The sequence below is a fragment of the Paenibacillus sp. 2KB_22 genome, assembly GCF_052115745.1.
GTDB lineage: Bacteria > Bacillota > Bacilli > Paenibacillales > Paenibacillaceae > Paenibacillus.
The window spans coordinates 146,345-169,485 of sequence record NZ_JBFRHG010000005.1 but is presented as its reverse complement, the minus strand read 5'-3'; the positions used below and the strand labels follow the sequence as shown (position 1 = coordinate 169,485).

Annotated in this window: 23 protein-coding genes; 22 read left to right on the top strand and 1 reads right to left on the bottom strand. The window is 46.5% G+C overall.

What is annotated here, in order from left to right:
• Positions 1–105: 105 nt before the first annotated feature.
• Positions 106–309, bottom strand: a complete 204-nt coding sequence (locus AB4111_RS24735) for a hypothetical protein (protein ID WP_076253873.1) — start codon at positions 307–309, stop codon at positions 106–108.
• A 179-nt stretch (positions 310–488) separates the two neighbouring features.
• Here AB4111_RS24735 and AB4111_RS24730 point away from each other — a divergent pair, with 179 nt between their 5' ends.
• The 22 genes from AB4111_RS24730 (at position 489) to AB4111_RS24625 (ending at position 23,139) form a co-directional block, all read left to right on the top strand.
• Positions 489–1,595 carry an Ig-like domain-containing protein gene (locus tag AB4111_RS24730; protein WP_210110000.1) on the top strand — a complete coding sequence of 369 codons (1,107 nt, stop codon included), beginning with the start codon at positions 489–491 and terminating at the stop codon, positions 1,593–1,595.
• 391 nt (positions 1,596–1,986) lie between these two features.
• Entirely contained in the window at positions 1,987–2,538 is a 552-nt protein-coding gene (locus AB4111_RS24725) for a GrpB family protein (protein WP_442033609.1), read from the top strand.
• Positions 2,539–2,542: 4 nt separating this feature from the next.
• Positions 2,543–2,950 (top strand): DUF2809 domain-containing protein, encoded by a 408-nt coding sequence (locus tag AB4111_RS24720; RefSeq protein ID WP_442033608.1) that lies wholly within the window; start codon positions 2,543–2,545, stop codon positions 2,948–2,950.
• A 28-nt stretch (positions 2,951–2,978) separates the two neighbouring features.
• Complete coding sequence (locus AB4111_RS24715; protein ID WP_442033607.1) at positions 2,979–3,536, top strand: GNAT family N-acetyltransferase; 558 nt, start codon at positions 2,979–2,981, stop codon at positions 3,534–3,536.
• Between the two features lie 51 nt (positions 3,537–3,587).
• Entirely contained in the window at positions 3,588–3,917 is a 330-nt protein-coding gene (locus tag AB4111_RS24710) for a DUF952 domain-containing protein (RefSeq protein WP_442033606.1), read from the top strand.
• A 68-nt stretch (positions 3,918–3,985) separates the two neighbouring features.
• Positions 3,986–4,576, top strand: a complete 591-nt coding sequence (locus AB4111_RS24705; RefSeq protein ID WP_442033605.1) for a DUF1572 family protein — start codon at positions 3,986–3,988, stop codon at positions 4,574–4,576.
• Complete coding sequence (locus AB4111_RS24700) at positions 4,573–5,166, top strand: histidine phosphatase family protein (protein WP_442033604.1); 594 nt, start codon at positions 4,573–4,575, stop codon at positions 5,164–5,166. Before AB4111_RS24705 ends, AB4111_RS24700 begins: the two co-directional genes overlap by 4 nt.
• On the top strand, positions 5,167–6,000 hold the full coding sequence (locus AB4111_RS24695; protein ID WP_442033603.1) for a DUF2785 domain-containing protein: 834 nt from the start codon (positions 5,167–5,169) through the stop codon (positions 5,998–6,000).
• A 37-nt stretch (positions 6,001–6,037) separates the two neighbouring features.
• Positions 6,038–6,754: a 5-oxoprolinase subunit PxpB gene (gene pxpB / locus AB4111_RS24690; RefSeq protein ID WP_442033602.1), complete on the top strand. Its 717-nt coding sequence runs from the start codon at positions 6,038–6,040 to the stop codon at positions 6,752–6,754.
• Positions 6,751–7,767, top strand: coding sequence for a biotin-dependent carboxyltransferase family protein (locus tag AB4111_RS24685; protein WP_442033601.1), 1,017 nt, complete (start codon positions 6,751–6,753; stop codon positions 7,765–7,767). Before pxpB ends, AB4111_RS24685 begins: the two co-directional genes overlap by 4 nt.
• Before the next feature lie 14 nt (positions 7,768–7,781).
• Entirely contained in the window at positions 7,782–8,555 is a 774-nt protein-coding gene (locus tag AB4111_RS24680; RefSeq protein ID WP_442033600.1) for a LamB/YcsF family protein, read from the top strand.
• Between the two features lie 85 nt (positions 8,556–8,640).
• Positions 8,641–9,099 (top strand): NUDIX domain-containing protein, encoded by a 459-nt coding sequence (locus AB4111_RS24675; protein ID WP_442033599.1) that lies wholly within the window; start codon positions 8,641–8,643, stop codon positions 9,097–9,099.
• A gap of 452 nt (positions 9,100–9,551) precedes the next feature.
• Positions 9,552–9,968 (top strand): pyridoxamine 5'-phosphate oxidase family protein, encoded by a 417-nt coding sequence (locus AB4111_RS24670; RefSeq protein WP_339786775.1) that lies wholly within the window; start codon positions 9,552–9,554, stop codon positions 9,966–9,968.
• 478 nt (positions 9,969–10,446) lie between these two features.
• Positions 10,447–12,696: a bifunctional 2',3'-cyclic-nucleotide 2'-phosphodiesterase/3'-nucleotidase gene (locus AB4111_RS24665; protein WP_442033598.1), complete on the top strand. Its 2,250-nt coding sequence runs from the start codon at positions 10,447–10,449 to the stop codon at positions 12,694–12,696.
• 216 nt (positions 12,697–12,912) lie between these two features.
• Entirely contained in the window at positions 12,913–13,971 is a 1,059-nt protein-coding gene (locus AB4111_RS24660; RefSeq protein ID WP_442033597.1) for an EAL domain-containing protein, read from the top strand.
• A 174-nt stretch (positions 13,972–14,145) separates the two neighbouring features.
• Positions 14,146–16,236 carry a methyl-accepting chemotaxis protein gene (locus AB4111_RS24655; RefSeq protein ID WP_442033596.1) on the top strand — a complete coding sequence of 697 codons (2,091 nt, stop codon included), beginning with the start codon at positions 14,146–14,148 and terminating at the stop codon, positions 16,234–16,236.
• A gap of 188 nt (positions 16,237–16,424) precedes the next feature.
• Positions 16,425–17,717 (top strand): arsenic transporter, encoded by a 1,293-nt coding sequence (locus tag AB4111_RS24650; RefSeq protein ID WP_442033595.1) that lies wholly within the window; start codon positions 16,425–16,427, stop codon positions 17,715–17,717.
• Positions 17,718–18,286: 569 nt separating this feature from the next.
• Positions 18,287–19,213 (top strand): phosphate ABC transporter substrate-binding protein, encoded by a 927-nt coding sequence (locus AB4111_RS24645; RefSeq protein ID WP_442033594.1) that lies wholly within the window; start codon positions 18,287–18,289, stop codon positions 19,211–19,213.
• 115 nt (positions 19,214–19,328) lie between these two features.
• Entirely contained in the window at positions 19,329–20,264 is a 936-nt protein-coding gene (gene pstC / locus AB4111_RS24640) for a phosphate ABC transporter permease subunit PstC (RefSeq protein ID WP_017690972.1), read from the top strand.
• Between the two features lie 2 nt (positions 20,265–20,266).
• Positions 20,267–21,154, top strand: coding sequence for a phosphate ABC transporter permease PstA (gene pstA / locus AB4111_RS24635; RefSeq protein ID WP_105601638.1), 888 nt, complete (start codon positions 20,267–20,269; stop codon positions 21,152–21,154).
• Positions 21,155–21,166: 12 nt separating this feature from the next.
• Complete coding sequence (gene pstB, locus AB4111_RS24630; RefSeq protein WP_253429470.1) at positions 21,167–21,922, top strand: phosphate ABC transporter ATP-binding protein PstB; 756 nt, start codon at positions 21,167–21,169, stop codon at positions 21,920–21,922.
• A 239-nt stretch (positions 21,923–22,161) separates the two neighbouring features.
• Positions 22,162–23,139 (top strand): phosphotransferase enzyme family protein, encoded by a 978-nt coding sequence (locus AB4111_RS24625; RefSeq protein WP_442033593.1) that lies wholly within the window; start codon positions 22,162–22,164, stop codon positions 23,137–23,139.
• Positions 23,140–23,141 lie beyond the last annotated feature (2 nt).

Genomic DNA, 23,141 nt, shown 5'->3' with positions numbered 1-23,141 from the left:
TGTGCCAAATTTTACTGATCTGTATCGTGCTTGGACCTAAAATGTAGCTTACTTTCTTCACAAATTTCTTCGTTTATGTAAGTAAATAAACTTATTTCTTAAATGTTAACGCAGCTTCCATTCACGCTCGTTAATGATTTCAATTTGTCCAGATTCAAGGGCTTTTTTGAAACGATTGCGGGCTGTTTTCATCAATAGAACCATTTCGTCTTCAGGACGAATCTTGGTGGATGTCGAAGTGACGATAGCTTTCATACGTTTACGGTTATTTTTGGGTGAAACCATATCAAGCAAATTCTTTTCGATCATACATATCCCACCCCATCTTTTAGGTTTATTAAAACAGTATTACGCGACCTTCCCATATTATACAATGAAAATCATGAATTGTTCCAAGACTCCCACTTACGTTATTCAACTTTATGCCAATCGTATCCGATATAATATAATAGAAGTAAAATATTGGATTATGGGAGATGGAGATAGAAATGAGTAGAATCAAATTGGCGCTTCGAGGCACACTTGCTCTAATTATGGCATTAACCGTACTGGTCCCTTCGTTGGCCTTGGCGGCTACTGGTGACGTGAAATCGATTGAAATAACCAATAGCAGCCCGCAGAAGATGAGTGTTTCCGAAACAGCTGCGCTTCAGGTGATGGCAACGGTAGAAGGTTTTGATAACAAGCAGGATGTTACCGAAGGCGTAACTTGGTCCACCAGTAATGCAGCAGTCGCGACGATGGTGAAAGGCAAAGTCAAGGCTGTGGCCGCGGGCGAAGCAACGATTTTTGCAGAGGTAGATGGGGCAAAAGCCCAGTTGGTTGTCCAAGTGCAGGAGAAGATCAAAAGCATCAAAGCTTCACCGAAATCCTACAGTTTTGTTAAAGGCAGTGAAAGCACCCTTCCGAAAGTAAGCATCACCCGTGCGAATGGTAAGGAAGAGGATGTGACGTCTGAGATTGTGTGGTCCGTATCCACTTCTTCGGCTGTGCTGGAAAACGGTAAAATCAAAGGGGTTACACCCGGCAGAGTATTGCTGCAAGGCAAATATGGAACAACGATCGTGAAAGTCCCTGTTGCTGTGACGGATGAGATTACTAAAGTTGAGGTCACTCCTGCCACAATGCAGCTGAACATCAAGAAGTCCAAAGCGTTGAAGGTTATCGGCACCTACGCGAATGGCAAAACGATCAACCTATCGAAACAAATCGTATGGACTTCTTCCAATACAAATGTAGCTGTCGTGAAAAATGGAACCGTTAAGACGCTGACCGAGGGACAAGCAACCTTGACAGGAACTTATCAAAATCAGACAATAAAGGCAGAGGTTACCGTTGTTCCTTTGCTCAAAAAGCTGATTACAGGCCAGAAAAAACTGGTTTTGTCCCCACAGGGAAGCACAACACTGAGTGTGATGGCCCAGTATGATACGGGCAAGACCACTGTTGTGACCAACAGTGCGGTGTGGAGCAGCACAAAGCCGGGCGTAGCGACAGTAACAAATGGCAAGATCGTGGCTGTAGGCAAAGGTAAAACGTCTATCACGGCCAAGTGGGGCAATAAAAAAGTGACGATCCCTGTTACGGTAAAATAAATCTTCATATAATGAAGCGCTTTGCATAAATCCAAACATAAATTCAGTACATCATCACGTTAAATATCATCAATGTGATTAAGGGTATCAGACAATCAGGGGCGTAGACATACGCTCCTTTTTTGGATATATAGAAATATGTATCTGGGATGCCCTCTGCTAGAACAACAATATAACAGGATTGGATGGGATGAATTATGAAAGCTTCGATTATAAGCTCAGATTCTAATTCTAGTGATCTGGCTTACCTGAAATATCTTCTTTTATCCCTAAGTTCCATACTAACATTTCAACGGAATACTACGATTGAGTGCATGAAGCAACGCACCTATGAAAAATACAGAGAAGGTTATCATTTAAAATGTCATGGTCAAGAGGAGGGAGCATGTTAATGACAGATCCAATGCAACCAGAGAACTGGCCTGCCTGGGCGACAGAGGCGGTAGAGATTGCTCCAGCCAACCCCAACTGGGACGCACAGGCTCAGGAAGAAATCCGGCAACTCAAACGTCTTCTACAGCAGTTTAATATCCATCAATTCGAACATATCGGAAGCACATCCATTCCCGGATTACCCGCCAAACCCATTATTGATTTGATGGCAGAGGTACAGTCATGGGACGACATGGATCTGATTGCGGATCAGCTGAATCCGTTGGGCTGGAACTACGTTCCGCCTGAACTGGATGGACGGGAGTACAGACGATTCTGGGTCAAGGTTAAGGATGGCAAGAGAGCTGTACACCTTCATCTGATGCGCCCGGGAGAAGAACGCTGGGATCGTCAAATTCGGTTTCGGGATGTGCTGAGAAAACGCCCAGATCTGGTGGAAGCTTACGCCGTCCTGAAGACGAAGCTTGCTAATGAGAACAAGGAAGATAGGGAATCGTATACCGCTGCCAAAACGCAATTTATTTTACAAGTGCTTGATGAAGGCGTGTGATGGATTGAAAAGCGTACTTATCAGAGAAAGGCTGATCTATTTCTTCGCAGTCATGATGACCATGGCGGCAGGAATCGCATCCAGACACTTTGGTAAACGATTGCCGGATTGGTTGCATGAACATTTCGGAGATGCATGTTGGGCGGGCATGATTTATTTCGGAGTACGCATGGTGTGGCCTCATCGCAGCTTGGTATGGGCGATGTGTTTGAGCTGTGTATTCAGCTGGATGATTGAGTTCTCGCAGTTGATCCAGACGCCTTGGCTGATTGAGATACGCTCTACCGTATTAGGTGCACTTATTTTGGGACATGGATTTCTAGTGATCGATCTGATTCGATATACGGTCGGTATTCTGTGCATGGTTATGATAGATCGTTATTTCCTGAGAAATAAGGTGGGTGGATCATGAACTCAATTGAATCATGGAGGTGTGCTGCATGAATGTAGAAAAACTTTTTGCCGAATTGCCCGAATTCGAAACACAGCGGTTAAGATTGAGACGTCTTACGATGGATGATCTCGATGAATATTATGCGTTTGCCTCTGATCCACGAGTGAGTCAGCAAAGCTTGTGGAATTGCCATGAGACGGTTGAAGATTCAATGCAATATATTCAGCGGGTACTGGATAATTTTGAACGGAAAACGGTCTATATCTGGGCTTTTGTCCTGAAGGAAACAGGGACGTTAATTGGGAGGGGTGGCATTTTTCATCTCAACGATTCTATGCAGAGTGCTGAACTGGGGTACGCAATAGCCAGCAGCCAATGGGGTAAGAGTCTCGCAGCAGAAGCGATGCAACCCATCGTGGATTATTGTTTTCAGGAACTGGACTGCAATCGGTTGGAGGGGAAATGTAATGCAGGCAACATAGGTTCTGCACGTGTTATGGAAAAGCTGGGCATGTCGTACGAAGGTTTGCTGCGTAAACAGTTGAAGATCAAAGGTGTATTTACGGATCAAAAATTGTACTCCCGTATCCGGGATGATCTATAATACTTCCAATGACACATAGGGTACATCGCAGAAATTGAAGGAGGCGGAACCATGATCTATAGTATTATTTCCCGTTCGTTGTGGGAGCAAGTGTCAAAGGGGACTGAGTATGCACCAGATAGCCTGGAGACAGACGGATTCATTCATTGTTCCACCAAGGAGCAGATTCCATGGGTAGCTGGGCAATACTATGCAGGCCGCACGGATCTTTTATTGCTTAGCATTGATGAGAAAGCGTTAAAGCCGGAACTGGTGTATGAGGATCTGTACGAATTGAATGAACTATTTCCACATATCTATGGAGAACTCAATCTGGATGCGGTTCGTAAAGTCATTCCATTTGCACCAAATGCAGACGGCACATTCTCATTTCCTGAATAAAGTAACATGTGACGGATCTGTCTGAACGTGATCAGGGGACACATACTTTTCCGAAGGGTGGTTAACGGATGGATATGAATCAGGTTTTTCTGGAGACAGCGGAGAAGCAATTTCTGTATTACAAGCAGCTCGGGGAAAAAGCGATGGCACAATTGGAGTCTGAGCAATTGTTTCAATCCTGGAATGAAGATGCGAACAGCATAGCGGTGGTTGTAAAACATCTATGGGGCAATATGCTGTCCCGTTGGACGGATGTACTGACAACAGATGGTGAGAAACCGTGGCGTGAACGGGATGCCGAATTCGTGAATGATATTGCTTCCCGGGAAGAGTTGATTGCCAAATGGGAGGAAGGCTGGACATGCCTGCTCGAAGCCATTCGTTCATTTACCCCGGAACAATTGTCTCATATCATATATATTCGCAATGAAGGGCATACCGTCATGGAGGCCATTATTCGGCAATTGGCACACTATCCATATCATGTCGGACAGATTGTATTTGCTGCGAAAATGCTTAAAGAAACAGCGTGGGACAGTCTCTCGATCCCAAGAAACGGGTCTGCTCAATATAATGGCGGCAAATTTGCCAAGCCGAAGGCACGCAAACATTTTACAGAAGATGAACTTCATATCGAAAAAGGTGAGGAACAACAATGACTGAAATTGCATTGATTCGTCATGGAAGCACAGCGTGGAACAAGGAAAAACGTTCGCAGGGACAGACGGACAATCCGCTGGATCAGGATGGAAGGGAACAGGCGGTTTTACTTGCCGCGAGACTGGCCGAGGAATCCTGGGATGCCATCTATGCAAGTGACTTGGAACGTGCAAGTGAGACGGCTCGCATCATTGGTGACCGCTTGGGCATTCAAGAGATCCATCTGGACTCCAGACTTCGCGAGATGGGCGGAGGACAGGTCGAAGGAACGACGGAAGAGGAACGGTTAGCCAAGTGGGGAGCGGACTGGAGTACCCTGGATCTGGGACGAGAGCTTGCAGATGCAGGGACTGTTCGAGGCAGTGCGGTGCTTGAAGAGATTGTACAGCAGCATCCTGATGGAAAAGTAATCGTGGTCAGTCACGGAGCCGTCCTGCGGAATACATTACGAGGTCTGGTGCCTGAACTTGATATTAGCGTGAAGTTGTCCAATACATCCATTACCCGGATTGCCAAGAAAGATGATACATGGCAATGCGAACTGTACAATTGCAGCGTGCATTTGAATTCGTCCAAGGACGCAGAATAGATGGATGCTCTGACGTTAAAGCAAAAATTGCAGCATACCCAGTCAGCTAATCGGTCCATCGACCATGTGGAACAGCCTTATGAATTGGCGCTGCATATGATGAAACATATTGGCAGTCCTGACCCTGTCCTGCGGGATGAATTGATCTATACTACGTTTGCAACCTGGATTGGAAAGGGTGTATTTACGGAAGACGAGCTGATGCATCTGTTGCAGTTGGCTCTGGATGATCAGCACCTCTTCCATGGCATCGGAGAGCAGGGAACGGACAGTGTGTTTACACGGACGTTCTCCATATTGTTACTGCCTCCAATCCTGAATCTGGATCGTGAGAAACCTTTCCTGAACAAGGTGGATATCGTAGGGATTCATCATCGGTTGATTACATTTCTGCAATGTGAAAAAGATCTTCGCGGCTATGTCGATGATAAGGGCTGGGCGCATGCCCCCGCACATGCGGCGGATGCGGTTGAAGACCTGGCTCAGTCACCATATCTGGAGCGAATGGATCTGCTGGAACTTCTGCATGCAATCAGTCGGAAAATAACCGAATCAAGTGAAGTTTACCTCCATGATGAAGATCAGCGAATAGCGCATGCTGTAGTGACCATTCTTCGACGCAATTTGTTGGAACAAAAAGATATTACGTTGTGGATCGATTCCCTTCATCAAGAAACAAAGGCAGTAAACAGATCACTTCTGGACACCAGTCATAGGAACCTGAATGTGCGTCTGTTTTTGCAGACACTGTATCTTGCGATACGTACAGAAGAAGACGAGCCGTTTCCGGCAGTTCGTTCACTAGTATTGCTGGCATTGGAGAGAGAGAAATAACGATACTTTAAACGTGTGGACAAAGGGGAGATGGCGCATGAGCGAATTACCGTATGCTTGGACAGAGGAGATCTTATTTCCGCTGGGTGAGACAGCCGTTATCATCGATTGCGGGGATCGCTTGTCTGACGCGGTGCAGCGCAGAGTGACGTCTGTATGTGCTTTGCTGGAAAAAAGCACTCTGCCGGCTATGATCGAATGGGTGCCTTCATACACGTCCGTTACACTATTTTATGATCCGTTCATCTCTCCCTACCCTGAGTTGTGCCGCGCTCTGCTTCAACAGTTGAACCAAATGAAGGAATCCGTACAAGACAAGCCCAGAACGGTCACGATTCCCGTATGTTACGGTGGCGAATGGGGGCCTGATCTGGACTATGTTGCCAGTGAGCATGGACTGACTTCAGAGGATGTTATTGCAATTCACACATCCGGGGATTATCTCGTCCATATGATTGGATTTGCCCCAGGTTTTCCGTATCTCGGTGGGTTATCTGAACGAATTGCTACGCCCAGACGGGCAACGCCAAGGATTCGGGTAGATGCCGGTACAGTAGGAATTGGTGGCAAACAGACGGGAATCTATCCGGTGGACACACCCGGAGGATGGCAATGTATTGGACGAACGCCACTCCGGTTGTTTCGGCCGGATGAGAAGGTACCGAGTTTGCTGGCAGCAGGGGATCGGGTTCGATTTGAACAGATTACGAAGCAGGACTATCTGGCGTTGAAGCGGATGGAGGGCGAACGATGAGTATTGAAGTGATTCGTCCTGGGCTGTTATCTACCATTCAGGATGAAGGCAGAACCGGCTATCGCAGGTATGGTATTCATCCTGGCGGGGTCATGGACACCTTTGCAGCCAGAGCCGCCAATATGCTTGTGGGCAACCCCCGCAATGCGGCAGTGCTGGAGATGACGATGACGGGGCCGGAGCTTCGATTTCAGGAGAGCCAGCTAGTCTCATTATGTGGGGGTGATCTGACAGCAACGGTGGATCATCTGCCTGTACCTTTGTGGCGTCCTGTGCTGGTGCGGGCTGGAAGTGTACTGAAGTTTGGCCCATGTCGTCATGGCTTGCGCTGTTATCTGGCGTTAGCGGGCGGAATAGCTGCGCCGGAAGTAATGGGCAGTCGAAGTACAGATCTTAAGACCGGTATTGGCGGTTTGGCAGGAAGACCCCTGCGTGTGGCAGACCTGTTATCTACAGGTGAACCTTCTGGTGAAGCAAAAGTATGGATGAAGCGTATGGAGCAGCAGGTAGAAAAGAGTGAGTGGGACCGCCGAATATTGGCGCCTGCGTGGTTCTTATCTGAACGCGAAAGACCTGACTATTATGGGAGATCTGTTATTCGTGTGATGGAGAGTATAGATAGTTCGCTGTTCAGCGAGGCAAGTCTGGGACAATTCTACGCAGAAAAATACGTAATCTCTCCGCAATCCGATCGGATGGGCTATCGCATGCAAGGCTCCAGACTGGAGCTGAATCAGCCGCTGGATCGGCTGTCTGAAGCCGTTACCTATGGCACGGTGCAGGTGCCACCAGATGGTCAGCCAATCATCTTGATGGCAGATCATCAGACGATTGGAGGTTATCCTGTTATAGCACAGGTAGCTCAGGTGGATATGCCAATCTTGGCTCAGGCTAGGCCGGGAACCCGAATTTCGTTTGAACAGATTACGCATGATCAAGCCCGGCAGTTGTACATGGGACAGGAGATCAACATGCAGCTCATGGATAAGCTGATACGCAGAAGAATGGCATGAATGGAGGGTACGCAATGAATACCTCAAAAACATTGGATATCAATTGTGATCTGGGCGAAAGTTATGGTATATATCGCACGTTATCGGATGACGCCATTCTGCCCTTAATTACATCAGCCAATATTGCCTGCGGGTTTCATGCAGGGGACCCGGCTACGATGCGGATAACGATGGAGAAGGCATTGGAGCATCAGGTGGCAATTGGAGCCCACCCCGGGTTGCCGGATCTGCAAGGGTTTGGCAGAAGACGTATGGACATTACGCCACGGGAAGCATATGACATGGTGGTGTATCAGATCGGTGCGCTGGATGCCTTTGTCCGTGCAAGTGGGGGGCGAATGCATCACGTGAAACCGCACGGTGCCTTATACAATATGGCTGCAGAAGATATGAAGCTTGCTGAAGCCATCGTGGAGGCAATCTATCAAGTACAACCCGAGTTATATCTGTATGGTCTGGCGGGTAGTGAGCTGATTCACGCTGCGGATCGCATCGGTCTGCGCAGTGTGAGCGAGGTGTTTGCGGATCGAACCTATGGGGCGGATGGTAAGCTAACCCCTCGAAGCCAAGCGGGAGCTGTCATTGAAGAGTCGGGACAAGCGATTGCTCAAGTGATCCAGATGGTGAAAGACGGAGTGGTTGTATCCACGGATGGCACACGGGTTTTCATTAAGGCAGAGACGGTCTGTATCCACGGTGACGGAGCGAATGCTCTTGCATTTGCTCAAGAGATTCGTCATGTGCTGGAATCGGAAGGCATTCAGTTATCCGCGCATACAACGGGATGATACGCCTGTTCAGCAGAACAATAGTATTATGAGGTTGAACGGATGGAACTTTGAAATTTTGAATGACAAGGAGTGAACGAACAGAATGAAACCCATACGCAACTCGGCAAAGGCCGTCATTGTGCAGGATGGAAGATTGCTGGTCATCCGGCTGGAAGACCAATATGGTACCGCTTATGTATTTCCAGGTGGAGGACAAGAGAAGGGTGAAGAACTCAAGGATGCGGTCGCGCGCGAATGTCTGGAGGAGATTGGTCAGGCTGTGAACGTGGGAGAGTTGTTACATATTCGAGAGTATATCGGAAAAAATCATGAATTCGCCGAGTGGGATGCAGATATCCACCAGGTTGAATTTTATTTTGCGTGCAGCCTGATCAATCCGAAGGCAACTATTTTTGAAGGCTCCAATCCTGACGACCATCAAGTCGCCGTGGAATGGATTGCTCTGGAAGAGCTGTCTCAGGTTCGATTGTATCCAAAAACCATTGGTGAGTTGCTGCTTCAATCGGGTTCTTCCTCAATCTATCTTGGAGATTTAAATTAAATCAGCCATGAAGAAATTTTGCGATAACCCTTTTATGTAAATATTTTTATAAAGCGATTTTCCGATTTTGTCACGTTTGCGAACAGGTTCATGGGATTCACCATAGGTGAGGTGGGTACACTATAAGTACAGGCTTATTACAGAGCAGCATTAAGCTGGCTCTAGTGATAAGCGATTAATGAACTGTCATTAAACAAAAGAGAGAGTAACAACTACACTTCTCTTTGTACTTTTATTAATCAACCTTAATTGGGAGAACGGTAGACGTAGTGGAGGGGACGGAATCGATTCTGAGGAAGCGAAGCGTTCGCCTTTATCACCGGATTTTCCCTTTGAGAAAAGGGAATCCAAAAAATCCGGGGATAACAGCGATCCAAAGAACGATCCGTACCCGGAACGGCCGCCTACAAGAGTCCTCCCAATATCCCCCCAAACCGAAAGGAGCACTTCCCATGAACCAGACTGAATTGGAACAAAATATTGTAAAAGCATTGAAAAACAACCCTTTTTGCAGCTTCTCGACTGTGGAGAATGGTAAACCGAAATCCCGTTATATGGCGCTTTTCAACGATGGATTGAACATTCACCTGGCAACGAACCGCCGTACACACAAAGTAGAGGAACTGGAGAATAATCCGAATGTTAGCCTGCTACTTGGTTATGAGGCTGGTGGTTCCAAGGAAGTGGTTGAGATTGAAGGAACCTGTGAAGTGACCAAGAACGAAGGTTTGCGTGAGCAAGTATGGAACGACGAACTGAAGGCGTGGTTCGATGGACCTAATGATCCGAACTATGTCATTCTGGACATCACCCCGACTCGTATTGAATATACAGGAAAAGATCATGAACATCATGTGTGGGAACAATAATGCAACGATGAAAATAACCTCTGCAAAATAGCGTCCTTATGCGGAATGCTCGCAGAGTTCTATCCAACCGTGAAAGCCGTCAAGGCTTCACGGTTTTTTTGCGTGCATGAATAAAGATGAATTGGATATACATGTAAGACACATGTAATATACGTATTTTAAAGATAATAAGTACAATATACCTACTAAAATGTTGAAAATAATGTCGAAATCACGCATGATAATGTAAACTGGCCTAGGTATGTGCGGGTAATGTAAAAAAATAATGCTTTTCAATGGCTGAACATTGCGTTATGATTTGGAATGTAAACGACAAGCACAGACATAAATAGATGTTCATGTGAGATAAACTTACCTGAAATTCCGATGCATGTCATCAGAGCGTCAGTACGCACAACCCATGAGATCTATCTTTTTTCTGCGCTCTTCGTTTGCCCAATAATGCATGATTCAATGTACATAACCGGGAGGGGTTATTTTGAAAACGAGTAAAAAAGTATTATCAAGCCTGACTGCCGCTTTGGTTGCATTAAACGTGCTTGCGGTGTTTCCGGTACCTGTATCGGCTGCGGATGCTGCCAAAGTTAAACTGCGGATCATGGAGACAACAGACATTCATGACAATCTGATTAACTACGACTATTATTCCGACAAAGAAACAGACCAGTATGGCCTTGCCAAAACAGCTACACTGATCAAGAAAGCGCGTGATGAAGCCAAGAACAGCTTACTGTTCGACAATGGTGATCTGATTCAGGGTAACCCGCTGGGAGACTATGTTGCGAAGATTGATCCACTGAAAAAGGGTGAGACTCACCCTGTATATAAAGCGATGAATCTGCTCGATTATGATGCAGGTAACATCGGTAACCATGAGTTCAACTATGGTCTGGACTTCCTGGACATGACGCTGGAGGGAGCGAACTTCCCTTACATTAATGCCAATGTCTATGTAGACGATGGTGATGATGATGAGACGAATGACAAGAATTACTTCACACCGTATGAGATTTTGGATAAAAAAGTAACGGACGAGACTGGCAAAGAACATACGATCAAAGTGGGTGTGATCGGATTTGTACCGCCACAAGTCATGCAGTGGGACAGCGCTAACCTTGAAGGCAAAGTCATCGCCAAGGATATTATTGCTACCGCTAAAAAATTCATTCCAAAAATGAAGGCTGAAGGTGCCGACATTATTGTAGCCATTCCCCACTCCGGATTTGAGGATATCCCTCAAACGGATCTGATGGAGAACTCCGTGTTGTACCTGAGTCAGGTAGAAGGCATTAATGCCATTTTGTTTGGACATGCTCACAAAGTATTCCCAAGTGCTGATTTTGCCGGCAAAAAAGGGGTAGACCTTGAGAAAGGTACAATTAATGGTGTACCTGCTGTAGAGCCAGGGTTCTGGGGAGATCATCTGGGTATTATCGATCTGGACTTGGAGCTGGTTGATGGCAAATGGAAAGTGGTGGATTCCAAAACGGAAGCACGCCCAATCTATGACACAGCCAACAAAAAGCCACTGGTAGATGCGGATCAGGACATCATTGATGCGGTTCATGAAGAGCATGAAGGTACATTGGAGTATGTTCGTGGTCCCGTTGGCGAAACGACAGCACCGATCAACAGCTTCTTCGCTCTGGTTCAGGATGATCCATCCATTCAGATCGTAACGAATGCACAGAAATGGTATGTCGAAAAACATATGCAAGGTACGGAATATGAGAAAATCCCTGTATTGTCGGCAGGTGCACCATTCAAAGCGGGTGGACGTTCAGGCGCTTCGTATTACACGAATATTCCTAAAGGCACCATTGCGATCAAAAACGTTGCTGACTTGTACGTATATCCAAATACGGTACATGCTGTAATGGTTAACGGCGCAGAACTGAAAGAATGGCTGGAATGGTCTGCAGGCCAGTTCAACCAGATCGACCCGGCCAAAGGTGGACAACAACAACTGATCAATAATGACTTCCCAACGTACAACTTCGATGTTATCGATGGGGTAACGTATCAGATTGATGTGACCCAACCAGCCAAATACGATAGCAAAGCTACGATCGTTAATGCATCCGCAAGCCGGATCAAGGACCTGAGCTTTAACGGCAAACCGATTGACCCAGCGCAAAAATTCATTGTAGCGACAAATAACTATCGTGCTTCTTCATCCAAACTGGCTAACCCGGACGGCAAACGGATCGTTCTGGCTGCACCGGATGAGAACCGTCAAGTGATCATCGACTACATCCGTGAAAATAAAACGATTAATCCGGCAGCGGACGGCAACTGGTCCCTGGCACCAATCAAACCATCTGCGAGTGTAACCGCAGCAGCGCTGAACGATCTTGAAGTTGTGTTTGCTTCTTCCCCGGATGCGAAAGGTCTGGTTGAAGCGAATCCGGCGATGTCATTCATCAGTACGAACCAAGAAGGTTTTGCAGAGTATGGCTTGAAACTGACTGGTGAAGCAACGACAACACCTGAAACAGGTACGGAGCCAGCTCCAACGCCTAAACCAACTCCAACACCAACGCCTAAGCCACAACCAGAGAAACCGGCAACCAATAACAAGGTTGTACACGTGGTGAAAAAAGGGGATAACCTGTACCGCATCGGTTTGAAATATGGTGTGGACTGGCGCAAGCTTGCGACAGCTAACAAAATCTCAAATGTGCATAACCTGAAAGTTGGACAGAAAATCGTGATTCCCGCTTCTTAAAGTTTAATAAGCGGTGAGGGAGGAGGCCGACAGTCATCAGACTGTCGGTCTTTTTTCTGTAATTTTGAATATATTTGTTTCAGTAACCGTCATATACGAAGTCATCAAAACAGTAGAGATTAATTCTAAGACCCATGATATAATATTTACAAACTTTGGGTATATACAAGTGAACATTAATGGACATGGAATTATAAATTGGCAAGGGGGTCCTACATGAATTGCAGTGGCTGCAGTCCAATCTATCCTATAGAGGGCCAAGGTACCTTATACCTGCGTCCCATTTCCCCCGCTTTGCTGGAAGCGCTGCAAACGCCGGGAAGACTTATCGAAACGTCGGATGACAGGATGTGGATGCATTTTTCGAATCTTGAGGCGGTTCAGAGCTTAATAGAAAAGATCGGCGAGATGGATCCAACATTACGTGATTCCCTAACCGTTCAGATTATGCCTTTATACGAACAGGCGAATGAAGAAAGCTGGATTAGTCTAACCATGCAGGAGTCCCGTTTCAAGCATGCGGAGCTTGTTTCCATTATTCTGGAGCATCAATTCAGCAGTCATATGCAACCCATCGTTGATGCATCGGAGCAGATTATCGGATATGAGTTTTTGCTTCGTCCTGCTGAGAATGGCAGATCCTTCAGTTCCTATGAATTATTTGAAGTTGCGCGCGAAACCGGACTACATTCTTTTCTGGATCGAACGGCGCGTATTACTGCTATTGAGACCAGTGCCCTGTTTTTGCCGCATGGTGTCAAACGCTTCGTAAATTTCCTGCCTTCCTCCATATATAACCCCGAATATTGTCTGACACATACGTTTGAAGCGATTGAACGTCTTTCGCTTGACCCTAAAGATTTTGTGTTTGAAGTCGTGGAAACAGAGCAGATTCAGCATATGCCCATCTTGCAGCAGATATTTGAGGTGTATCGTTCCCGTGGAATGTCGGTTGCACTGGATGATGTGGGTGCCGGATATTCGACAATAGAGTTAATGAATCGGTTAGAACCGGATTTTGTCAAAATAGATCGAAGTCTTATTGACCGTTGTGATCAGGATTCGGCCAAACAACAGAAAATTCTTCATATTGTTGAGATGTCGAATCGATTTGGAGGTCAAGTCCTTGCCGAAGGGGTCGAACGGATGGAAGAGTTTGAATTCTGTCGTTCCATAGGTATTGAGCTTGCACAGGGCTACTATTTTGGTAAACCCTCGGCACAACCTCCAGGCGAGCCATACTCCAATACTTCATTTAATTCATGGAATAATTAGTAACCTGTACCCTGTACAAGTCACTTCTGATCAGAGGTGACTTGTTTGGCGTGCCTGTACATTTTTCTCTCAAATAAATCCCATCATTTAGCCGATATATATAGATAAGCCTTATAGAGTGTTCCATACATAAAAAGAAAGAGGGCATTTCTACATTTAGAGGGGGATAAAGACATGAGTGAAACTCAGGATAACAAACCAATGAAAGCAGCGAAACCTGCCAAAGCAAAACATAATCAAAATAAAAAGAAGAAGAAAAAGAAAGGTTTCGTCTGGAATATAAGGAACAAACTATTGGTCTCCTTCCTGGCCGTTCTGCTCCTGCCAAGCTTGGCGATCGGCTTGATCACACTAACGATGGCTGAAGATGGCGTACAAGGACAATTAGTGGATAGTGCCAAGCAAAGTGTGAGCACTGCCAATACCATTGTAGAAAGCCAAGTGAATTACAAGATCCATGACATTAACTATTTCTCGGATGCCCTTGATCCGAGCCTAATCAAAGGGGAGAACGATAGTCCCGAGCTTCAGTTGAAGCTGGAGCAATATCTGGGCTTGCATCCCGATGCCATGAACATTTTTGTAGGAACAACGGACGGAGTCATGGTTCGAGGTAAAGCAACAGCGAGCAGTACGCGAGGAGATGCATATGATCCTAGGGAGCGGGAGTGGTACAAACTGGCGATGGAAAAGCCGGGTACAGCCGTTGTATCCGCTGTGTCTGTTAATACCGATGGCGTTGCAGTTGTATTTATTTCCAAAACATTAAAGGACCAATCCGGTGTTGTCGGTTTGTCTCTGGATCTGACAGACCTGCAAGAGCAAGCATCCATTAAGGTGGGTAAAGAAGGCTACGTCATTATTTTGGATGCAAACAAAAATTATGTCGTATCGCCTGTAGCAGATGCCGGTACACAGGAAGCGAGTGGTTTGCTGGATGAAATGTATGAGGGTAAAGAAGGTCAATTCGATTACGTATTCAATGAGCAACACAAAACGATGATCTTTGCTACCAATGAAGCAACGGGCTGGAAAATTGCCGGCACGATGTTCAAAAGTGAAATAACCAATGCGAGCAAGGACATTCGCATGATTACATTTATAGTGATCCTAGCGGCCACGTTCCTTACGCTCATCTTTATTATCTGGTTCACACGCTCCATGCTGCGTCCGATCAAACGACTTCAGGAGTCGGCCAGAGCGGTTAGTAAAGGTGACTTGACCGTGAAAATGGAAACAGGTCGTAAAGATGAAGTCGGGGAACTGGCAAAATATTTTGAACGTATGGTTGATAACCTGCGGATGATGATTCTTGGTGTACAGGAAACGACAGAGCAAGTATCTGCTTCTTCTCAAGAGTTGTCTGCCAGTGCAGAACAAACCACCAAAGCGATTGAACATTCAACACAGGCCATTCAGGAACTGGCCGAAGGTGCTGAGCAGCAAGTAAACAGTGTGAAAGACGGATCGGGACAGATGAGCCGAATGGCAGAAGATGTTCGGATGATGTCTGAGCGTGTGCAATCCATTACGGCGAATATGCGGAATACGTCCGGAGCGGCTTCTTCTGGGAATGAGGCAGCAGGACAGGCTGTGGAGCAGATGAACAGCATCCAGCAAACCGTGGAGCAGCTGGGAACTGTGGTTCAATCTCTGAATGCTCGTTCCGTTGAGATTGGTAGCATGGTGGATGTCATTGCATCCATCTCCAAACAAACGAACTTGCTCGCATTGAATGCTTCTATTGAAGCGGCCAGAGCAGGGGATGCAGGTCGTGGGTTTGCAGTTGTAGCCGGTGAGGTACGCAAACTGGCAGAAGAATCCGGAAGCTCGGCAGCGCAGATCGGTCAGGTCGTTCATAATATCCGTCAGGACATGGATGCCGCTCTAATCGCCATGAATGCGGCTCAGACTCGGGTGGGAGAAGGAATTCAGGCTGTGAATACGTCTGGACAATCCTTTGCTCAGATTCGGGAGGCGGTGGAAGATGCGGTTCATACATTGGATGACTTGTCCGCAACAACGAAACAACTGGAGAGTGGGGCATCCCACGTTGCCAAGGCGATGAGCGATATTTCGAATGTGACCCAGGAATCGGCTGCGAATACAGAATCCGTGTCTGCATCTTCGCAAGAACAACTGGCATCGGTAGAAGAGATTGCTTCATCGTCGGCACATCTGAACAGTATGGCGGAACAATTGCAAGGATTGCTTGGCATGTTCAAGATGGTGGAGGATACGCCGAAGGATAAGGGCAAAGAATAAATTTTAGCATTTTAGCAACATAATTTATCACAACTTTTATATATAGAAGAAAATAAAGATAGACAATGTTCCTGTAGCCCTGTATAAATATATCGTCTGGTTATTCTGCGCGTATAGCGGTGTAATCTTACAAAACAAGATCGAATTAACGAAATAATATATGGATACAGGGTACAGCAGGAGGCTCTATGGTATACGTAGCAATACTGATTTTTGTAGTAACAATCACCTTGGTAATCTGGCAACCTCGTGAATTGGGGATCGGTTGGACTGCATCGGGTGGGGCATTGGTTGCCTTGCTATGCGGGGTCGTCAGCTTGAACGATGCCTCGGATGTAGCATCCATTGTATGGAATGCAACGCTGGCCTTTGTTGGCATTATTATGATTTCTCTCATTCTCGACGAGACGGGTTTCTTTGAATGGGCTGCCCTTCATATGGCAAGGCTGGCTGGAGGAGACGGTCGCAGACTGTTCTTCTACTCCATTCTGCTGGGAGCCGCAGTATCTGCCCTGTTCGCCAATGATGGTGCAGCGCTCATCCTGACGCCAATTGTACTGGCGATGGTGCGGGCATTAAAGTTTGATGAGCGTATGGTACTGGCTTTTGTAATGGCGAGTGGATTTATCGCGGATACTACATCGTTGCCGCTGGTCGTCAGCAATTTGGTTAACATTGTGTCTGCCGATTTCTTTGGCATTACATTTGTAGAGTATGCGGTACGCATGGCCGTGCCGAATCTGATCTCGATTGTAGCGAGTACGGGGATGTTATTCTTGTTTTATCGCAAAAGCATACCCCAGCGCTACGACATCTCTCTAGCACGCGATCCGAAGGAAGCAATACGTGATCCACGGATGTTCCGAATTGCCTGGTTCATGCTTGGGCTGTTATTGGTGGCTTACGCATCCAGTGAGTTTCTGCCGATTCCCGTGTCGGTGATCGTGGGCTCCGTTGCGCTGCTGTTCGCTTTACTGGCACGCAAGAGCGAGGCTGTTGATCTGAAACGGGTCATTAAGGAAGCGCCATGGTCAATTGTGGTGTTCTCCGTGGGCATGTATATCGTCGTATATGGACTGCGGAATGCAGGGTTAACGGATCATCTGAGCCGCTGGCTGGATGCCATAGCAGAGCATGGTCTGCTGGCTGCTTCGCTCGGAATGGGCATCATAGCGGCCGTATTGTCATCGGTCATGAACAACCTGCCTACCGTATTGATTAACCTGCTAGCCATCCAGGGCGCGCATACCGAAGGTATCATTCAGGAAGCATTGATCTATGCCAATGTCATTGGTTCCGACCTGGGTCCCAAAATGACCCCAATTGGATCACTTGCCACATTGCTGTGGCTGCACGTGTTATCCCGCAAAGGTGTGAAGATTACATGGGGGTATTATTTCAAGGTAGGCATCATCCTGACGATTCCAACATTGTTAATTACCCTAGCTGGATTGGCATTGTGGTTATGGATTCTGGGTTAGTGAAAATTAGATTTTACATTAAGTATTAATAAGATAATCTGTTGTATTGTAAAAGCTGCTCTCACAGCTGGTGCTACGCACTGGCAATGAGGCAGTTTTTTTGTTGCCTGCTTTTGTAACTTCTATAGAGGAAACAGATTTTCTTTCTCTATCAAAGAATCAACAAAGTATTTACACAAGGCCAGCCTTTTATAGGGCTGGCCTTCTTTGCCTACTTCCCAGGCAGGAGATTGAAATGCCTGAGATCCAACGAGCGCTGACACAGCGAAGGGAACGGAACGATTGTGGAAAAGCGAAGCGTTCGCCTTTATCCCCGGATGTATTCCTTGGAAAAAGTAAATCATATAAATCCGGGGATAACAGCGATTGAAACAACGTCCGTTCCCGAAGCGGCCACTTCAGCGTCAAATAAATCCTAAATATTTCAATATACAGCCGATATTTTTAACATTGCGTTTACAAAACACTGATTTTAAGATGACATACCGAAACTACAATAAGAAAAGAGTTGATGGTGAACAAACAAATTCACAAAACGCCATCACTACATTGGGGGAGGAAAACAAAACATGTTTAAAAAGTTGCCGTTTATTTTGATGACCTTAACGTTCGTACTGGTGCTCGCTGCATGCGGATCGAAAAATGACGCGGGTACAGAGGGTGCTGCAAGCAATGGATCAGGGGAAGCTGCTGCTGAGCTTAGCGGTAACATTCTGGCAGTCGGATCGACAGCATTGTTACCTCTGGTAGAACAAGCTGGACAGAAATTTATGGCAGTTGATGAATATAAGAACGTAACGGTTCAAGTTCAAGGTGGCGGTAGTGGTACTGGTTTGACACAAGTATCTGACGGACAAGCTACAATCGGTAACTCTGATGTATTCGCAGAAGAGAAACTGGAGGACGAAGCCAAAGTAAAAGAACTGGTCGACCATCAAGTAGCCGTAGTAGCTATGGCTCCAGTTAGCAACAAAGATGCAGGTGTAGAAGATTTGACGAAACAACAACTGGTCGACATTTTCTCCGGTAAAGTAACGAACTGGAAAGACGTTGGTGGCGCGGATAAAGCAATCGTTATTGTAAACCGTCCAAGTAGTTCCGGTACTCGTGCAACGTTCGAGAAGTATGCATTGGGTGCAAAAATGGATGATATCCAAGGTTCGATTCAAGAAGATTCTTCTGGTAACGTAAAAAAATTGGTAGCTGAAACGCCAGGTGCTATTGGTTACCTTGCCCTGTCTTACTTGGATGACAGCTTGCAAGTGTTGAAATACGAAGGTGTAGAAGCAACAGTTGAGAACGTAGAAGCAGGAACTTATCCAGTGTGGGCTTACGAGCACATGTACACAAAAGGTGAGCCGGATGCAGCAACAAAAGCGTTCCTGGACTACATCCTGAGTGACGAAATTCAACAAAACGACGTGACAGAACTTGGATACATTCCAATGTCAGGTATGAAAGTAAAACGCGATGCAGCAGGTAATGTGGTTCAATAATCTTTGAACTTGCGCATACAGCGAAAGAGGCGGACTTAGGTCCCGCCTCTTTACGCGGTTTGCTCTGAAATAATCCCATATTTTGCATTAATTCTACTATAGAAGGATGGTTGTTATGGAACAGACCGAAGGGGGAACGGTAATGAATAACAAGTTGAAACCGCGCCGGCCCTTAAAAGAGAAACATTATTGGGAAGAGTGGACGGGACGGATCTATACGTCGATTTGTGTCGTTTTCCTGATCGTTGTCATGTTTTCCATTGTTTATTTTGTAGCGTCCAAAGGACTGTCCACATTTTTCCAAAACGGAATAAGCATAAGCGAATTCCTTGGTGGAAAGACGTGGAATCCAACTGGAGAACCTGCGTTCTACGGGGCATTGCCGTTCATTACAGGTTCTTTCATTACAACCTTGCTTGCAGCATTGATCGCTAGTCCACTTGGCCTGTGTGCAGCACTCTTCATGACAGAGATTGTACCGGGTAAAGGGAAAAAGATATTGCAGCCCGCGATTGAGCTCTTGTCTGGAATTCCATCCGTTGTGTACGGATTTATCGGTCTGAGTGTCATCGTACCTTTGCTGCGCAGTATCTTTGGTGGAACAGGCGTCGGGATTGCAGCCGGATGTCTTGTTCTGGCGGTAATGATTCTTCCTACGGTAACAAGTATTATGGCAGATGCGTTGTCTGCTTTGCCAAAAGGATTACGTGAATCCTCGTACGCACTGGGTGCCACTCGCTGGCAAACCATCTACCGTGTCATCATTCCAACGACTTTGCCAGCTTTGTTGACAGGTGTCGTTTTGGGTATGGCTCGTGCTTTTGGTGAGGCCCTTGCTGTGCAGATGGTCATCGGTAATGCACCGCATGTTCCAACATCCTTGCTCGAATCAGCTTCAACATTAACAAGTGTAATTACACTCAGCATGGGTAACACCACGATGGGTTCTGTTCATAACAATGCACTGTGGAGTATGGCGCTTGTCCTGTTGGTGATGACATTTGTCTTCGTCATTCTGGTTCGCCTGCTTGAGAGGAGGAACCGGGTATGAAAATGAAGGCAAAGACGGTAGATAAGATTGCAACATCTGTTATCGTTGTATTGGCCCTGTTCATTGTTATTATATTGCTCGGTCTGCTTGGCTTTATCATGTATAGAGGAATTGGACATATTAGCTGGAACTTCCTGACGAGTGCACCACAGTTGCTTAAGGGTGGCGGCGGGATTGGTCCACAGCTCTTTAACTCTATATTCTTGCTTGTCCTGACATTAATTGTGACCATCCCACTCGGATGGGGCGGCGGAATTTACATGGCGGAATACGCCAAGCCAGGCAAGATTACCAGCTTCATTCGTCTTGTCGTTGAAGTGTTGTCATCATTCCCTTCCATCGTTATCGGTTTGTTTGGTCTCTTGTTGCTAGTCAATCAATTTGGTCTTGGTTTCTCTCTGATCTCGGGTGCCTTGGCTCTGGCGATCTTTAACTTGCCACTGATGGTGCGGACAACGGAGCAGGCTTTCCGGGCCGTTCCGAAGGAACAGAAGGAAGCAGGTCTGGCACTTGGATTGTCCAAGTGGAAGATTATCACTTCCATTCTGCTGCCTGTGGCATTGCCGAGTTTGATTACGGGTACGATTCTGGCATCGGGCCGGATCTTTGGTGAGGCGGCCGCGTTGATGTTCACCGCAGGTATGAGTAGTCCGCCACTGGACTTTACAGATTGGAATCCGACGAGTCCAAGATCACCACTTAATCCTTTCCGTCCGGCAGAAACACTTGCTGTTCATATCTGGAAAGTGAATAGTGAAGGCATTGGCCCGGATTCCAAAGAAGTGGCAGCAGGGGCATCCGCCGTGCTTGTCATTCTCGTGCTGGCGTTCAATCTAAGTGCACGCTGGATCGGTCGGGTTGTATTCCGCCGCATGACAGCTTCGAAATAAGGAGGAACCAACATGGCCATACCTTTTGGTACGGAACAGTTAAGCATATATTATGGACATTTTCAGGCGGTCAAGCAGATCAGTCTCACATTTCCCGAAGCGAGCGTAACGGCGCTTATCGGGCCGTCTGGCTGCGGTAAATCTACGTTCCTACGATCGCTTAACCGAATGAACGACGAGATTGCCGGTTCCCGCACAGAGGGACATATCTGGATGGACGGTAACGATCTGAATGAGCCTGGAACCGATGTAATCAAGCTTCGCCAGAAGATTGGCATGGTGTGGCAGAAGCCAAATCCTTTTCACAAGTCCATCTACAACAATATCGCGTTTGGCCCCCGCTACCGTGGTACGAAGAGTAAGAAGGCACTGGATGAGATTGTGGAAAAAAGCTTGCGTCGTGCTGCGCTCTGGGACGAAGTGAAAGACAGGCTGAATGAATCAGCCCTGTCTCTCTCAGGTGGACAACAGCAGCGTCTATGTATCGCCCGCGCCCTGTCTGTTGATCCGCAGATTCTGCTGCTCGATGAGCCTGCATCTGCACTTGACCCGGTATCCACGGGTAAAGTTGAAGAATTGATTACCGAGCTCAAGAAGGAGCTGCGGATTGTTATTGTTACCCATAACATGCAGCAGGCAGCACGTATTTCGGATTATACAGCTTACTTCTATCTGGGAAGCATGATTGAGCACGGGGATACAGAGCATATCTTCACGAACCCGGACAATCGCTTGACCCAAGAATACATTATGGGTCGTTTTGGTTAATTGGATCATGGAGTGTCACATAGGGCAACAGACAGAGAAATGAAGAAATAAATAGAGACAAAAGAAGCACAATGCCTGGACGCTTGTTCGGGAGTTGTGCTTTTTTTAATTTATAATTTTAGTGGAATTTTCTGTATGCGGGATAAACATTATGCTACGATATTCAGTAATAAGAGAGCGTTTACACAACTTCGAAGGAGATGTTGATAATCACTACGAATCAGAGGTCTTATGACCACATGGCAACCGATATCATACAGAATTACACGATTGAAAAACCTGTCGTTTCTTATATTCGTCACAATGAGAACCTGACGTATCATGTCGTTGATGAAGCGAGCGGGCAGAAGTATCTGCTGCGTATCCATCAAGCTGCATATGCAAGTATGTCAGGCATTCAGCACACGCCTCCTGCACTGGAGGCAGAGATGAACCTGCTTCATGAGTTAAATGCAACGACAGCATTACGCGTACAACATCCGGTACGCAATGTATCGGGAGATTGGGTCACGTTATGGACAAGTGAAGCAGGTAAAGAAATCTGCTGTACAGTACTGGAGTGGATTGAGGGCAGGGACATCCAGCAGGGAGAACGTCTGACAACAGAGCAGATATATGATCTTGGTGCGCAACTACAGATGCTTCATCAATATGGGCGTGTTCAGAATCAGACAGATCGAACAAAGGTACGGCCGACATATGGCAATATCCATGAGAATTTGGTCATGCTAGGGCAGCTGGAGGAGGGAGTCCGATTGGGGATTTTTACAACGGAAGACTTCGATCTGCTTCGTGAGACGTTTGAGAACATTAATGAGCAGCTAGCAACGTACCCACAGCACACGGGGACCTGGGGCGTCATTCATGGGGATATTACTCGCAACAATCTGCTGATAACGGATCAGGGGATGTCCATGATTGATTTTTGTCTACACGGTTATGGTTATTATCTTTTCGATGCCGGAGGGGCAGCGCTTATGTTCAATCGAGAGGAACGTGACATATTCTTATCCGGATACACCAAACAGATCGCACCACTGACGGATCGTGATATCCGATTAATGGAAGGGTTCATGTTGATCTTTACACTTGGTTATTATGCTTTTCAGATGGCGAACGAGTCTAGGCACGAATGGATGAAAGATCGCATGCCGAAGCTATGTAGCAAGTATTGCAGACCTTATGTACAGAACGAGAGTATCTTCTACAAACTGTGAAT